The 16147-nt window shown below is 39.3% G+C and carries 8 protein-coding genes; 5 read left to right on the top strand and 3 right to left on the bottom strand.

The genetic code is table 11. The features are described 5' to 3' along the window. The first annotated feature begins 94 nt into the window (after nucleotides 1-94). The 5 genes from I6E82_RS14105 to I6E82_RS14085 all read left to right on the top strand — a co-directional run bounded on the left by I6E82_RS14105 (nucleotide 95) and on the right by I6E82_RS14085 (nucleotide 9305). Nucleotides 95-1585: a tryptophan halogenase family protein gene (locus I6E82_RS14105; protein ID WP_197101962.1), complete on the top strand. Its 1491-nt coding sequence runs from the start codon at nucleotides 95-97 to the stop codon at nucleotides 1583-1585. Nucleotides 1586-1587: 2 nt separating this feature from the next. Continuing rightward, nucleotides 1588-3438, top strand: a complete 1851-nt coding sequence (locus tag I6E82_RS14100) for a glycoside hydrolase family 13 protein (protein WP_197101964.1) — start codon at nucleotides 1588-1590, stop codon at nucleotides 3436-3438. Nucleotides 3439-3528: 90 nt separating this feature from the next. Then, complete coding sequence (locus I6E82_RS14095; RefSeq protein ID WP_197101966.1) at nucleotides 3529-5388, top strand: alpha-amylase family glycosyl hydrolase; 1860 nt, start codon at nucleotides 3529-3531, stop codon at nucleotides 5386-5388. After that, complete coding sequence (locus tag I6E82_RS14090; RefSeq protein WP_010555040.1) at nucleotides 5381-6886, top strand: MFS transporter; 1506 nt, start codon at nucleotides 5381-5383, stop codon at nucleotides 6884-6886. Before I6E82_RS14095 ends, I6E82_RS14090 begins: the two co-directional genes overlap by 8 nt. 10 nt (nucleotides 6887-6896) lie before the next feature. Next, nucleotides 6897-9305 (top strand): glucan 1,4-alpha-glucosidase, encoded by a 2409-nt coding sequence (locus I6E82_RS14085; protein WP_197101968.1) that lies wholly within the window; start codon nucleotides 6897-6899, stop codon nucleotides 9303-9305. A 291-nt stretch (nucleotides 9306-9596) separates the two neighbouring features. On the opposite strand, the gene I6E82_RS14080 is transcribed toward I6E82_RS14085, so the two are convergent. From I6E82_RS14080 to I6E82_RS14070, 3 genes are all read right to left on the bottom strand, one after another. Continuing rightward, nucleotides 9597-11504 carry an alpha/beta hydrolase family protein gene (locus I6E82_RS14080; protein WP_197110821.1) on the bottom strand — a complete coding sequence of 636 codons (1908 nt, stop codon included), beginning with the start codon at nucleotides 11502-11504 and terminating at the stop codon, nucleotides 9597-9599. A 73-nt stretch (nucleotides 11505-11577) separates the two neighbouring features. Continuing rightward, a complete protein-coding gene (locus I6E82_RS14075) occupies nucleotides 11578-14763 on the bottom strand; it encodes a TonB-dependent receptor (RefSeq protein ID WP_197118137.1) in 3186 nt (1061 codons plus the stop codon). Between the two features lie 266 nt (nucleotides 14764-15029). After that, nucleotides 15030-16046, bottom strand: a complete 1017-nt coding sequence (locus I6E82_RS14070; protein ID WP_007582612.1) for a LacI family DNA-binding transcriptional regulator — start codon at nucleotides 16044-16046, stop codon at nucleotides 15030-15032. Nucleotides 16047-16147 lie beyond the last annotated feature (101 nt).

The following is a 16147-nucleotide window of genomic DNA, read 5'->3' as shown; positions in this document are numbered from 1 at the left end:
AAGGGCTTTTTTATAGCTAGTTTATCAAACACTGATTAATACCAATTCGCTTAATTAAGTTTATTGAGCGCTGTATTAAAGCGTGGGCAATAATATGAAACCAATAAAACATGTCGTAATTGCAGGCGGTGGTACCGCAGGGTGGATAACAGCAGCACTGCTTAATAAAGTGTTAGGTAAAGTAATTAATATCACACTAATAGAATCATCAGCTATTGGTACGGTAGGAGTGGGTGAAGCAACGATACCGCCCATTATGCAACTTAATAACGCGCTGGGTATAAACGAGCAAGATTTTATTAATGCCACTAATGCTTCAATAAAATTAGGTATAGAGTTCGAAAACTGGAAAACGCCAGGGCATAGCTACATGCATGCGTTTGGCTCGTTAGGTAAAGATTTTCCCTTTTGCGATTTTTATAACTTTTGGTTAAAAGGTCAAATTACGGGTTGCGAAGACGACTTATGGGATTTTTCACTCAATTACCAAGCGGCTAAACAGCATAAATTTGCACCCCTCAATACAATTCCTAATACCCAACTACCTGGGCTGAGTTACGCATATCATTTTGATGCGACGCTTTACGCTGAATACTTAAAAAAGTTGGCTATATCGCGCGGTGTTAAACACATAGATGCAAAAATAAGCCATGTTGAACAATGCGATACAGGCAATGTTAAAAGCCTAGCACTGGATAACGACAGTCAAATTAGTGGGGATTTATTTATAGATTGCACCGGGCTGCGTGCACTATTAATTGAACAAACACTAAATACAGGGTTTATTGATTGGTCTCATTACTTACCATGCGATAGTGCAGTAGCCGTACAAACAAAAAGTACTCATGAGCTTAAGCCCTATACGCGATCTATTGCACATAGTGCTGGTTGGCAATGGCAAATACCACTGCAAAATCGTATTGGTAATGGCCTTGTTTATTGCAGTAGATACTTGTCAGATGATGATGCTAAGCAGTTACTGCTAAAAAGCGTACCCGCTGAGCCAATTACAGAGCCCCGTATTATAAAATTCAAAACAGGACGGCGTTTAAAGCAATGGCATAAAAATGTGGTGTCGGTTGGCCTCTCAAGTGGTTTTTTAGAGCCGCTAGAGTCAACCAGTATTCATTTAATTCAAACTGCGGTTACGCGTTTAATTAAGCTATTTCCACACAACGGTATTAGCGATGCGTTAGTAACGGAGTTTAATAAACAAAGCGTTATTGAATTAGAGCACATACGTGATTTTATTATTTTGCATTATAAACTCACCGAGCGAGAAGACTCCCCGTTTTGGCGTCAATGCATGCAAATGGATATACCAAATTCCCTTACCCATAAACTGAATTTATTTAAACACACAGGCAAAGTAATACGTGAAGATGATGAACTATTCGCCGAAGTTGCTTGGCAGCAAGTCATGATAGGGCAAGGGCTTATCCCTGATGACTATAACAGTATTGTTGATTCACTAAGTGATGATCAACTGAGCGATTTATTTTCTACTTTAAAAACGTTGATCAGCTCAACTGTAACGCAATTACCAACTCACCAGAATTTTTTAGCCAGCATTAAAAAGGTATAACAATGCGATTTTTAAACACACTTTTACTAGTAAGTGCATGTAGCTTACCAAGCTTTAGTTATGCACTTAGTGTAGAGCCTGCCAATTGGTGGGTCGGCATGAATAAAAATAACATTACAGTACTCGTGCATGAGCAAAATATAGCTAACGAAGAATTTAAATTAGATAAGTATAAAGGGGTTGAACTTAATAACGTAACACGTACCGACAACCCTAATTATGCTTTCCTTCATTTAAATATTAGCGATAACGCCAAAGCAGGAACGCTCAAGTTTAACAGCACTAATACAGCGCATAGCTTTGAGTTTCCTTTATTTACCCGAGATAAAAATAGCGCGCAACGCCAAGGTTTCACAAGTGCAGATGCTTTATATTTAATTAACCCAGATCGCTTTGTAAATGGCGACTCCACAAATGACACTGTCAAAAGCATGCTAGAAGCTGTAAATCCAGGTTTTAAAGGCGGGCGACATGGAGGGGATATTCAAGGTGTTATTAACGCATTACCGTATTTAAATAATTTAGGTGTAACACAGCTTTGGCTTACTCCAGTGCTTGAAAACAACATGCCAGATTACTCTTATCATGGTTACGCGATTACAGACTTTTATAACGTTGATCCGCGAATGGGATCAAATAATTTATACAAAACGTTATCAATAAAGGCTAAAGAGCAGGGCATTGGGCTTGTTATGGATATGGTGCTTAATCACTTTGGTGCTGAGCACCCGTGGATGAAGGATAAACCAACTCAAGATTGGATTAACTTTAATGGGCAGTTTGAAAATGGTAAAAATGCCACAAGCCATGCGCGCCAAACAATTCAAGATCCACACGCAAGTAACTACGATAAACGCCAGTTTAGCGATGGTTGGTTTGTCGCTAGCATGCCCGATTTAAACCAGCGCCAACCATTATTAAATGAGTATTTAATTCAAAATGCAATTTGGTGGATTGAATACGCAGATTTAAGCGGTATTCGAGTTGATACTTACTCTTACTCAGACAAAGCATTTTTAAGTGATTGGACCAAGGCCATTATGGATGAATACCCACACTTTAATATTGTTGGCGAAGAGTGGACTTCAAACCCTGCAATAGCGTCGTATTGGCAGCGCGGTAAAGTAAATCAAGATGGGTATGTGTCAAGCTTACCCAGTGTGATGGACTTTTCGTTGCAAGAGGCGGTAATTCGAGCTTTAAATGAAGACGAGGGTTGGAGCACAGGCTGGGTTAAAGTATATCAGTCATTAGCTAACGATTTTTTATACCCAGACACCAATAACATTATGGTGTTTGCTGATAACCACGATATGAGCCGTTTATATACGGAATTTGGGCAAGACTTAGCTAAAACTAAAATGGCGATGACTTTGTTTTTAACAACGCGCGGCATTGCTCAAATATATTATGGAACCGAAATATTATTGGATAATACGCCGAGTAAAGATCATGGTGATATACGAATTGATTTTCCAGGTGGGTTCAAAAATCAAAACGCTAATGCGTTTACTGGAGTCGGGTTAAGTAAAGATCAGCGCGATATGCACGAAACTATAAGCACGCTACTTAACTTTAGAAAGCAAAGCCCGGCGCTTGCAAAGGGTAAGCTCGTTCATTTCAGTCCGAACAATGGTGTTTATAGTTATGCTCGCGTTAGTGATACGCAAACAGTATTAGTTTTTATGAATAAAAACAAAGTAACACAAAAGCATAATCTTGATTACATGCAAGAAGTTATACCAAAAAATGCCAATGCGCAGGCATTATTCACACAACACACTTTTAAACTAACTAACAGTATTAACTTAGAGCCAATGACTGCTACGGTATTAGTGATTAATACGCCGTGAATGTTTAAGTGAATACGTATGCAGCAACTGTATGCTTGCTGCAGATATCTTTAGTATAAAGCTATAACACTACTGACAAAAAGACACACAATGAAAAAATCAGTTTATGTACCCGCATTACTGTGTAGCGCACTTATAACAAGTGGGTGCTCAGACAATAATGAAACCGAACAACAGCAAGCCCCTAAACAGGCGCAAAATGAGTTAACAAAGCCTGTTGTATACCAAGTATTTACACGCTTATTTGGTAACACACAGACCGCGAATGTGCCTTGGGGTACAAAAGAGCAAAATGGCGTAGGTAAATTTGCCGACTTTAACGATGCTGCACTTAAAGGTATTAAAGAATTGGGTACGACCCATGTTTGGTATACCGGTGTTTTACATCATGCGCTAGTGGGCGATTATACCGAGTATGGGATTACGCAAGACGACCCTGATGTAGTTAAAGGCCGTGCAGGTTCACCTTATGCAATAAAAGATTACTACGACGTAAACCCAGATTTAGCCATAAATGTGACCAATAGAATGGGTGAGTTTAGTGATCTGATTGAGCGCACTCATGAGCATGGCATGAAAGTGGTTATAGATATTGTACCTAACCATGTGGCTCGTAATTATAAATCAGTAGCAAAACCCAAAGGAATAAAAGACTTTGGTGAACAAGACGACACCAGCAAAGAGTACGATAAAAATAATAACTTTTATTATGTACCAGGCCAGTCTTTTCAGGTTCCGACATCACAAAGCTATACAGTTTTAGGGGGTAATACTCACCCTTTAGCTGACGTTTTTTTTGATGAAACGCCAGCAAAATGGACGGGTAATGGTGCGCGTGCACCCAAGCCAGATATTAACGATTGGTACGAAACCGTAAGAGTGAATTATGGCGTTAAGCCTGATGGCAGCTATGACTTTCCTGTATTACCTAAAGAGTTAGAAAACCAAGATTATCGCGCTCATTATGCGTTTTGGCAAAATAAAGAGCTTCCTAATAGTTGGTATAAATTTAGAGATATCACATTGTACTGGCTCGACAAAGGCGTTGATGGTTTTAGGTACGATATGGCCGAAATGGTGCCGGTTGAATTTTGGAGCTTTTTAAATTCATCAATAAAAATGCAAAAGCCCGATGCGTTTTTATTGGCTGAAGTTTACAACCCACAAATGTACAGAGCGTATATTCAGCAAGGAAAAATGGATTACTTGTATGACAAAGTCGGCTTTTACGACACATTAAAAGCCATTATGCAGGGTAAGCAAGCTGCTAATACTATTTTTGCAGCCCAAAGCCAAGTGGCTGATATTGAAGCGCACATGCTGCACTTTTTAGAAAATCACGACGAACAACGCATTGCTAGCCCTGATTTTGCAGGTGATGCACGCTGGGGGAAACCAGCAATGGTAGTTTCTAGCTTAATGAGTCGCGCACCTACTTTATTATATTTTGCCCAAGATGTGGGGGAGGACGGATCTGAAAACGCAGGTTTTGGCACATCTACTCGCACCAGCATTTTTGACTATATTGGTGTACCAGCGCATCAAGCATGGATGAACAACGGAAAATTCGACGGCGCTAACTTATCGAGCGAGCAAGCATCACTTCGTGATTATTATAAATCAATAATGGCTCTTAATCGTTTACCCGCTGTTGTAGGTGGAACCATGTCAGAGCTTTCACTTAGCAATAGCGAACGCGTTGTTGGTTTTGTACGCTCGCTGGGACAGCAAGCTGTTTATGTTTTTAGTAATTTTAGTGAGGAGCCACAAACGGTATTAATTAATTTAACACCAGAGCAAGCAAATACCTTTGAGCGAAATAAACCGCTACACGACTTACTTGAACAAAACACGGTAAAGATCATCACTGACAAAGAAGTTACAAAGCTTATGCTTTCGCTAGATGCATTTAGTAGCGCAGTTTTAACTAATAAGGCTAATCATGAATAATCAAAATAATAATTATGACAGCAACAAACCAAATCTAAGTTTTTGGCAAATATGGAATATGTGCTTTGGCTTTTTAGGTATTCAATTTGGTTTTGCACTACAAAACGGCAATGTGAGCCGTATTTTTCAAACCCTAGGCGCACAAGTTGATGATATTCCTATTTTATGGGTTGCAGCACCGCTAACGGGCTTAATAGTGCAACCAATAATTGGTTATTGGAGTGATAAAACATGGGGACGTTTTGGTCGTCGTCGTCCATTCTTTTTCATAGGGGCGGTACTTACTACTATCTCACTCTTTATCATGCCGCATTCACCAACCCTTTGGATTGCTGCAGGTATGTTATGGATTATGGATGCCTCAATCAATGTCACTATGGAACCTTTTAGAGCACTTGTAGGCGATAACCTGCCAGAAAAACAACGCGCTACAGGTTACGGGTTACAAAGCTTTTTTATTGGTATTGGTGCGGTATTAGCCTCAGCGCTACCATGGATGATGACCAATTGGTTTGATGTAAGTAATACCGCTGCGCCAGGGCAAATCCCTGAATCTGTTAAATATTCATTTTATTGGGGTGGGGTCGTATTGCTAGTCGCAGTTCTTTGGACAGTTATGCGAACCAAAGAATATAGCCCTGAGCAATTAGCTGCTTTTGAAAACCACACTGCCAAACCGACTAACACCGCATTAGTAGATATCAACTTCAATAAAGGTGCCATTATTTTTGTGGTGCTAGGTTTAGCAACCCTTGCATTAGTAATGGGTTTATCGCTTGAAAAAGAGTTATACCTACTTGCTGGTGGCTTACTAGCGTTTGGTATTGTGCAGTGGATAGCAAGCGCATTAAAGGCTGCTAACAAAATACAAGGCGGTTTTTACCAAGTAGTACAAGATGTATTTACCATGCCAGAGGCAATGAAGCAGCTTGCTTGGGTGCAGTTTTTTAGCTGGTTTACGTTGTTTGCTATGTGGATATACACCACAGCCGCAGTAACAAGCTTTCATTACGGCAGCAGTGATGCAACAAGTAAAGCCTTTAACGATGGGGCTGATTGGGTCGGTATTTTATTTGCAGCTTACAACGGCTTTGCGGCTATTGCCGCTATGTGTATTCCATTTTTAGTTAAAAAAATGGGCTTAAAAGGCGCACATTGCTTTAACTTATTACTAGGCGCATTGGGCCTTGCGAGCTTTATGTTTATAACAGATCCAAAAATGCTCCTTATTCCAATGATAGGCGTTGGCTTTGCATGGGCTTCTATTTTATCGCTTCCTTATGCAATGTTAAGTAACGCACTACCGAGTAATAAAATGGGCGTGTATATGGGTATTTTTAACTTCTTTATTGTTATACCGCAATTGCTTGCTGCTAGTATTTTAGGGCTTATTTTACGCCACGTATTTTCTAACCAGCCTATTTACGCATTATTAATTGGTGCTGCATCATTCGTTGTTGCTGCGATTGCTGTAATGCGCGTTAAAAATTCAAACTAAGGGTCACACAATGAAAAAATATAACCTTATTACTACCGCTCTTTTAACTTTGGGCTTAACAGCCTGTGGTGCACAAAATACGAATAACGAAAATATTGATGCTACAGTTTCAGCAGCTCCTGGCGCACCAGGTGCTGAACCATATTGGGCTTACGCGGGTAAAACCGGAATTGGTACTTCTTTTGAGCAATACCAAAACGGCCAATATAATAACAACGCTGCGACAGGTGAAGTATCAAAAGTATGGTTTTCAATTGCCAAAGGTATGATCACCGAAACTATGTTTGGACTCATTCACCAAGCTCAAATTAAAGATATGCAGTTTGTAGTAACCGGTAAAGATTTTACAGTCACTGAAGCTGACGACTTAGACGTTACAATTGATTACTTACATAAAGACGATAAAGGCAGACCACTATCGCTTGCTTACAAAGTAACAAGTACAGATAAGAAAGGGCGTTTTACCCTCGAAAAACACATATTCACCGACCCTGACGGACAAACATTGTTTGTACGCAGTATTTTTAATACATCACTTAAAGGCGTGAAAGCGTATGTTGCTGTTAATCCTTATATAAACAACAACGGCTTAGGTGATTTTGCAAAAACCACTGAGCAAGGCTTAGTAGCATGGGAAGATGATAATTTTTTAACGTTGCAATCATCTACGTCATTCAAAATGCAAAGTGTAGGCTTTACAGGTGTGAGCGATGGCATCACCTCACTTAAAAAACAACACACACTAAGCAAAAAATATTCAAACACAGGCGATAAGGCCGGTAATGTCACTCTGCTGGCAGAGCTTGGTACTATCTATAGTAATACCACATTTGATTTAGCACTAAGCTTTGGTAAAACGCAGCAGCAAAGCCAGCAACAAGGTGCACAGAGCTTATCTAAAGGTTATCAAAATGTGCTTGATGCCTACAACGGTAAAGGTGAAGCGCTAGGCTGGGAAGATTATTTACAAAGCCTTGAGCCATTAAATACAATGGTTAAGCAAACAGCCGATGACGGTAAGCTACTTTACACCAGTGCAATGGTACTAAAAGCGCAAGAAGACAAAACTAATGCGGGTGCGCTCATTGCCTCACTTTCTAATCCTTGGGGTGAAACTGTTTCAGCCAAAGAGGGTTCGACTGGTTACAAAGCGGTATGGGTTCGTGATTTTTATCAAGTAGCTATGGCATTTATGGCCTTAGGCGATACCGCCACTGCAAAAACGGCCTTCGAATACCTTGAAAAAGTACAAGTTACTAGCATAACCCCCGGTAACAATGGTGATACAGGATGGTTTTTACAAAAAACACATGTTGATGGTGAACTTGAATGGGTAGGGGTACAGCTAGATCAAACAGCTATGCCAATTATGCTCGCGTGGAAGTTACATCAAGCAAACGTACTAAGTGATAACGAACTTAAAGATTGGTATGCACGCATGCTAAAACCGGCAGCTGACTTTTTAGTTGATGGCGGAAGAGCTAAAATTTTATGGAACGACATGCAAATCACTCCACCCGCAACACAGCAAGAGCGCTGGGAAGAGCAAAGTGGTTATTCTCCCTCTACAACGGCTGCCGTTGTTGCTGGCCTTATAACAGCCAGTGACATAGCAACACTCAGTGGTGATACTCAAAATGCAGATCGTTATTTAGCAACGGCTAAAAAGTACAACAGTGATATAGAATCGCAAATGTTTACCACCGAAGGTAATTTAAAAGGTGATAGCACCGATGGCGAGTATTTTATTCGTATAGGTCAAGACACCGACGCTAACTCTAATACTAAAATTAACGCCAACAATGGCCGTGAAGGTTTTAACAAAAAGCAGATTTTAGACGGTGGTTTTTTAGAATTAGTCCGCTATGGAGTAAGAAGTGCCAACGATTCAAGTATAGTTAAAACCCTGCCTGAGTATGACGACGAAACGCTTGAAGATAACTTACAAGTTAAATACAGCTTTAACTTTACCGATGGTAGCGGCACATTTGCAGGCTATCGCCGTTATGGCAACGACGGTTACGGCGAAGATGAAACCACAGGTACTAATTACGCCGAAAGCGGGAGCAACACGCCAGGCCAACGTGGTCGTGTATGGCCATTTTTTACAGGCGAACGCGGACACTATGAAATAGCGGCCGCAAACGCAAATAATACGCTAGATGATGCAAAACAAGCGGACATTAAAAATAGCTACGTAAAAGGCTTAGAGCAGTTTGCTAATAGCGGCATGATGCTACCTGAGCAAGTATGGGATGGCGTGGGTGTAAATAAAGCAGGTTATGTGTTAGGCGAGGGCACAAACTCAGCAACACCTCTAGCTTGGACACATGCAGAATACATTAAGCTTGTACGCTCACTCAGTGATAAACAAGTTTGGGACTATTATCCGGTGGTTGCCGAATCGCTTAAAGACTAATATATAATACCAATTCGCTTAATTAAGTGAGCTATTTTGAGGCAGGAAAAACGTGTTGTTAGCTAGGCAAAAAATTCGCTATTTAGTTGTTCTAAATAAGAATTTTTTAACGCAGTTAGCGACACGTTTAGCCCCGCAAAATGATTAAGTATTATTGCGGATTGGTATAAAATGCTGTAGTTATTAAAAAAGGCTTCTAAATAAATTTAGAAGCCTTTTTGTTATGTACTCACTTAATATTAAAACAAAAGAATGCTCTTCAAATAAAATGAATGTCACTTTTTAGTTACATTATTTGAGGCCACACTTATTATCAAACCATGATAACAACTCGGTATAAAATTCTTTTTTATGATCGTAGAAAAGCGTATCAGAAAAGTGATCGGCATCTTCAAGCTCAATATATTTAAAGTCTTTTTTGTACTTTTCAAGCTCAGATACGAAGTCTCTACTGTGTTTTACTGGAACACGACTGTCGATATCACCATGTACAACCAGTATAGGAATATTTACTTTATTTACTTGCTCTACAGGAGAGACACCTGTAATCGTAGGGCGTTGTAAAATACTTAAAAAGCGATTTTCGTTAAGAGTTGCATTAATACGGCTTAAATCACTTACCCCGGCACCGGCAACAACACATTTGTATATGTTGTTTTCACGCATAGATGCAGCAAATGCAGCGTAACCACCATAACTCCAGCCAAATAAAGCGAGTTTATCTTTTGTCGCTAAGCCTTTATCTATTAAATATTGTGCGGCATCGTCTAGATCATCTTGTTTTTTCAAGCCCCAGTTATTATCACCGGCTATCCAATGTTCTAAACCGTAACCAGTAGATCCCCGATAGTTTGGTTGAATAACGACGTAACCATGATAGGCGAGTAACTGCGCCCAGTCATCAAATACAACAGAGTCACGCACCCAAGGACCACCGTGAGGAAGTATTATCGCAGGGTAAGGACCTTTAGTCGCAGGAATGGTTACATACGCTTTTATTTTGCGTCCATCTCTTGCTTTATAAGAGATATATTTAACGGATCCTAATTTACTTTTATCAATAAACGGAAGTCGATCACCAATTTTAGTCAGCTTCTGTTTATTAGTAACAATGTAATAGCTGCCAGGATTATCGTCAGCAGATACTCTCACCACTAATACGTTATCGTTATCAGAGCTACTAATGATTTGTACAAATTTATCTTTAAATAAAGAAGCAACAGATTCGTTAAGTGCTTGAAGGTTTGGGTCTGTGAAATAAAACTTAGGCTGCTTGGTTGTATAGCGAAAGCCTTGTAAAGTACCGTCTGTATCAAGTATAACACCGTCTGTATCTACAGATTTAAGACCAAATTGACGTTCAGAATACTGACCTGTTTTAATATTGTAAATATAAATGCCAGTCGTATTTTCGCCTAAGTTGGCGTTAACATAAACTTCGTTAGGATTACCTTTTGCAAATCCTAATATCTCAAAGTTTTCACGCTTTTTAGGACTAACTTGCTTAATTACTTTCCAATCATCATTGCCTTTATCTCGGGCATAATAATCGATTGCGTTATCAGATTTATTCCAACCTTGGGCTATTCTTATTTCACCATCGTAGTCAGAAACAAACGAGCCTGATACTTTTTCATTTCCGCGCATTACAGTAACGCTTCGTCCAGTGTTAATATTAAATCTCACTACATCTGGAATGTAGTTATTATTAATATCAACCTCTACAAGTACTTCATCTTTTTTGTCTGGAAGTATATTTATTATATTAAATTGAACATTTCGCTTTTTCTTAAATGGTAATAACCAGTCGCCTTTACCATCAGCATCAGTTATTGCAAACTTATTAACCCAGTATTTGCGACTTCCATCTTCTAGTATTTGTCTAAACATAACGCCAATTTTTTCATCGTTTAACCATACGATGGAAGATATCAGCATTTTATCAGCGCCCAACCTTACGGGGTCTGCTTCTAGGTTATTTGGATCTCTTATCTCAATTATATAGTCACCATTTTTGGTAGTCGCTCTTAAAATAGCAAGCTTCTTACCATCAGGTGATGCTACAACACTACGGATAGCCGATGACATTGAGAAAGCATCGATACTGCTTACTTGTGTCGCATCTTCAGTTTCGCTATTAGCGAAAGAAGATAGGCTTAGTAAGGTAAATCCTACTAACATTCTTTTTTTAAGTTTCATTTTTTATTCCCTCAAAAAAAATGGCCTAAAATTTTAGGCCATCTGGATTGAATATATACTCAGCCAATTCTAATTAAAAAGAAGCTGTAAAACTGATGTATGGGCTACGTCCTGATGTATCATAACCAACACCTAGAGGGATGTTAGTATTTGAGAAAGAACCATTTGGATCTACTTTTGGTGGAGCTTCATTAAATACGTTACGTACACCAAAGTTCACTTTATACGCATCGTTAGACCAAGTCATACCGATGTTATGTACAAAGTAGTCATCAGTGAAACCAACAGGGCGACATTTAAGTGGAGCACCATTTGCGTCAGTTAAACCACGACAACCTGCAGTACCTTCTTCGAATTCACCTAAATCATCTTCATCTTCACGACCTTTACCGATGAAACGTGTTTCCCAGTTAAACCTAAAATCAGAATATTTAAGTTGTAAGCGTGCTGTACCGCGCCATTCTGGTGAATCTGGCTCACCCATATTGTCATCAATAGTACCAAGTACATCAAAAACTTGCTCTGTCATACGCGTAGCTTGAAGGTCTAGTGTAATACCTAAGTTTTCTTCTGCAATTACCGTATCTGTTTCAAAGTAGATATTGTAATCAAAACCTTTAGAAGAGATTAAACCAATATTGATAAAGCTAGCATCAACTAAATCAATTTGACCATTTTCGTCACGGCCGATACGGCTACAAAAAGCATCATTACCATCAGCAGAATAACACTGACCAATACTGTAGAAAGCACTTGGCTCTGCAATACTATTTGTTACTTCAATATCAAAACGAGTTAATGACATTGTTAAATCAAATGCATCAGTGAACGGTTGTTCAAAGATAAAACCGTATGTTTTAGCCACTGATGTTTCAGCACTAAGTTCAGTTGTACCGCCAGTTTCAATCTCAGCGCTATAAGTTCCAGTATATGAATCAGTCCCACCTTGACCTAAACCAAGAGTAGTTGGATCAATACCTGATGCTTGACAAGCGTTTAGTACCGCTGTATCGCGTGTTTCTTCAGCTGCATTATATGTAGCTGCTGAACCTGGGTTCAATGGGTCAATATTACGAGCATCTTCCGGAACAACACATGGATCGGCAACTGTATTAAAACCAGACGTACCGTTTAAGAAACGTTCACGTAAGTTTGGCGCTCTATAAGAAGTACCTTTTGTAGCACGAAGAGTAAACCAATCAACAGGACGGTAGATAGTTTTAAGACTATAAGTTGATTCAGCATCGTAGAAAGATTCTTCAGAAACACGGCCAGAAGCTGTAAATGTAAGTTCTTCAGCACCTTTAACTCCTTTAAGTAAAGGGAAGTCAACTTCTGTGAATATTTCTTTTAGATTACGAGAACCATCAGCGCCTTGGTCAGCAAAGTAGCCCCATAGTAAGCCTTGTGATGCTGCTGCATTAGGATTTGATTCAATCTCATCACGACGATATTCAATACCAACGATACCTGCAACAGTTTCGTTATTCCATGGTAGTGCGAAGAAGTCACCACCCATGAATGCATTAAAAACAAACTGGTTTACTTTAGTTTCGATGTCGCGGTCAATAAATAAATAGGCCGCTTCTTCAGGTGAAAGCGTACCGCCACCTTCTTGGTAAATACTATCTGCAAATAAATTAACAGGAACACATCCATCAGAACCGGTACCACAGGTAACAGTACCATCATCATTAAGAACAGCGGTTTCTAATGAGTTAATTAAGCGTTCTTCATCAATACCAACACGGTGGTCAGTACCTTTAGATGCGCTGTACGATACAGACGCGTCGTAGTACCAATTGTCTAAACCAATGTTTTCGAACATACCAAGATTACCAGTAACACCGGTAACTAAACGATATTGTGAAACTTCAACTTCAGTTTGATCACGGTCACCACGAATATTGATGATTGGCTGAACGGCCTCAGGTCCACCAGGGCCCGCACCTAACACGCCAAAACAGTCAATACCGTTTGTTCCACAAGGGTTATATGGGTTTGATGCCGCTACTTGTTGAAATATTTGTGCACCAGGGCTAAAAATTGGTGATTTACGACTCGCATATAAACCTTCGTAGTAGAAAGTTGTATCGTTATCATCTTGGAAGTTATATTCACCATTAAGCATTAATGAAATACGTTCATTTTTACTTCTGTAATCACCACTTTTGTAGTAATCAGATTGTTGGAAAGCGTATAGAGGGTCTTGGAAATCAACGTCACGGAAACCATCTCCGTTACCATCAACAAATACACCATCATTAATACCATCGCCATCGAAATCGCCAGCTACCCATGAAGGTAAAAATCCTTCAAGACTTGATGGTACAGTTGATTCGCTGAAGTTTGGAATACCAGTGTTTGTAAAGTTAGGAGTGTAATAAACACTACCAAAGAAAGAAGGTACGCTAATACGATTTGTTAGAGGGAAAATATCACATGAATCTTCACCACTCGCCACAGGACCATAGCCACTGTTTCTCGTTACGATACTGCCATCTTCAGCTTCCCAAATACGCTCTTCACACCCTTTAACAAAAGGGTTACCAGATAAAGATTGAGATTTTTGTTCTGAATATTCAACGCCTACAGTGATAAAACCATTATCCATGGTTTTGCCCCACATACCCGAAAGTACAGTTTCTTCACCGCCTTCACCTTTAGGTTGACGATAAGATGCATCAAAAATAAAACCTTCAACATCTTTTTTCAATATTACGTTAGCTACACCCGCTACCGCATCAGAACCATAAACGGTTGATGCGCCATCAAATAAATTCTCTACACGCTCAATCATTACGCCAGGTATTAAATTTAAATCAGGGGATGTTGGTGCACCACCAACGCCAGCAGGAGCCATTCTTCGGCCATTAATAAGCACAAGAGTTCGTTCAGCACCTAAACCACGAAATCCGATTGTTGCAGCGCCCGGACCGTTATCTAGTACAAAACCACCAAATGTATTATCTATTTGAGCACCAGCCGCTTGGCTGGTCGATTGAAGCATTGAGCCTGCATCAAATAAACCCATTTCACGAGATAAGTCGCCATTGATAATTTGAATTGGTGATGCATTTGAAAATTCAGCTTTTCTTATACGTGAGCCTGTTACAACTATTCGTTCAGGTGCTTCTTCTTCTAATTCTACGTCTGAATTCAAGTCGTTTTCTTGAGCTAGCGCGTTAGGCGCTAAGGCTACAGAGCCTAGCAATAAAGAGTACCTTATTGCATTTGATAGAGCTTTAGTTTTAAACATATGTAAATCCCTGAGATATTATTGTTATTTAAGCTATAAAGTTACAGAGTAAGGTTATAGCGGCACAATAAATTTACATTACAGAAACAAAATAGTAAATACAGTTAACAGTTTGCTGTTGCTAAGGAATGTGTAATTGATGTTTTTTTGATGAAAAAGTATAGTTTTTTGGGTGGTGTTTTTTTTAATTTATTGTTTATTATATGATTTTATTGTTTGTAAATGAATGTGAACAGATGTAGCCGGTGTTTGCTTAAAAAATAAGCTCAGCTTGACCTTCTAGGAATGAGAATAGGAGCTAATAGGGTACTTTGTACTTCTTCACCACGTATCAGCTTTAATAAGTTCTCTACGAGCATTTGCCCTGCAACAGTGGTGTTTTGCTCTATCGTCGTCAGCGGTGGGTTTACATAACTAGCAATGGCTATGTTATCAAAGCCGACTACCGCAACATCTTTTGGCACGTTAATATTTGCTTCTTTAAGTGCACGTATAGCCCCAATAGCAATTAAGTCGCTTGCAGCAAATAAGGCGTTAAATTTAATATTATTAGCGATAAGCGAACGAGTGGCGTGATACCCAGATTCTTCAGTTGATATAGCATTAGCCATTTTACGTTCGTTTATTTTTACGTTGTTAGCTAATAGCTCATCTTTAAAACCCTGAAAGCGACTAAAGAATTCAGGGCTATGATCAGATGCATCACCAATAAAAGCGCAATCAGTTCTGCTGTGTGCAATAAAGTGCTCAGCGGCGAGCTTACCGCCACCGTAGTTATCACAACAAACAGTTAAATCTGGGCGATTATCAACCGTTGCACCCCAACAAACAAACTTAGTGTTTTGTTCAAGTAAGGTATTAAATTTTGGTTGGTAATCAATGTAATCGCCATAACCGAGTAAAATAATACCATCGGCTCTGTGGCTATCTTCATAGTCTGCTTGCCAATCAGCACTGGCCGATTGAAATGATACTAATAAATCGTAACCTTCTTTAGCGCAAGCACGGGTAATGCTGCCAAGCATGGCTAAAAAGAAAGGATTAATTTGTGACTCATCAGAGGTAGGGTCTTCGAAAAGAAGTAATGCAAGTGTGCTGCTTTGTTGTGTACGCAAGTTGCTGGCATTTTTATCAACTTTATAATTAAGCTTTTTAGCTATATCGAAAACACGTTTACGTGTTTCTTCATTAACAAGATGGCTGTTACGTAAAGCGCGAGATACAGTTGATTGAGATACCCCTGCATAGTGGGCAATATCAAATGAGGTGGCTTTACCTTTCATTGTTACAACTTAATTAATTTGATAAATAATTGTGCCATTTTCGGTTATTAATGAATAATTTCAAGCTTTTTGTGAATTAACGTATATTTTTATTGATAAAC

The organism is Pseudoalteromonas sp. NZS11 (assembly GCF_015864765.1).
Taxonomy (GTDB): Bacteria; Pseudomonadota; Gammaproteobacteria; order Enterobacterales; family Alteromonadaceae; genus Pseudoalteromonas; species Pseudoalteromonas arctica.
This window is presented reverse-complemented; position numbering and strand designations above follow the sequence as displayed.

Bases quoted from the DNA above. Each gene is read 5' to 3' on its own strand.
- I6E82_RS14105 (WP_197101962.1), top strand. From the start codon at position 95: ATGAAACCAATAAAACATGTCGTAATTGCAGGCGGTGGTACCGCAGGG.
- I6E82_RS14090 (WP_010555040.1), top strand. From the start codon at position 5,381: ATGAATAATCAAAATAATAATTATGACAGCAACAAACCAAATCTAAGT.
- I6E82_RS14080 (WP_197110821.1), bottom strand. From the start codon at position 11,504: ATGAAACTTAAAAAAAGAATGTTAGTAGGATTTACCTTACTAAGCCTA.
- I6E82_RS14075 (WP_197118137.1), bottom strand. From the start codon at position 14,763: ATGTTTAAAACTAAAGCTCTATCAAATGCAATAAGGTACTCTTTATTG.
- I6E82_RS14085 (WP_197101968.1), top strand. From the start codon at position 6,897: ATGAAAAAATATAACCTTATTACTACCGCTCTTTTAACTTTGGGCTTA.
- I6E82_RS14070 (WP_007582612.1), bottom strand. From the start codon at position 16,046: ATGAAAGGTAAAGCCACCTCATTTGATATTGCCCACTATGCAGGGGTA.
- I6E82_RS14095 (WP_197101966.1), top strand. From the start codon at position 3,529: ATGAAAAAATCAGTTTATGTACCCGCATTACTGTGTAGCGCACTTATA.
- I6E82_RS14100 (WP_197101964.1), top strand. From the start codon at position 1,588: ATGCGATTTTTAAACACACTTTTACTAGTAAGTGCATGTAGCTTACCA.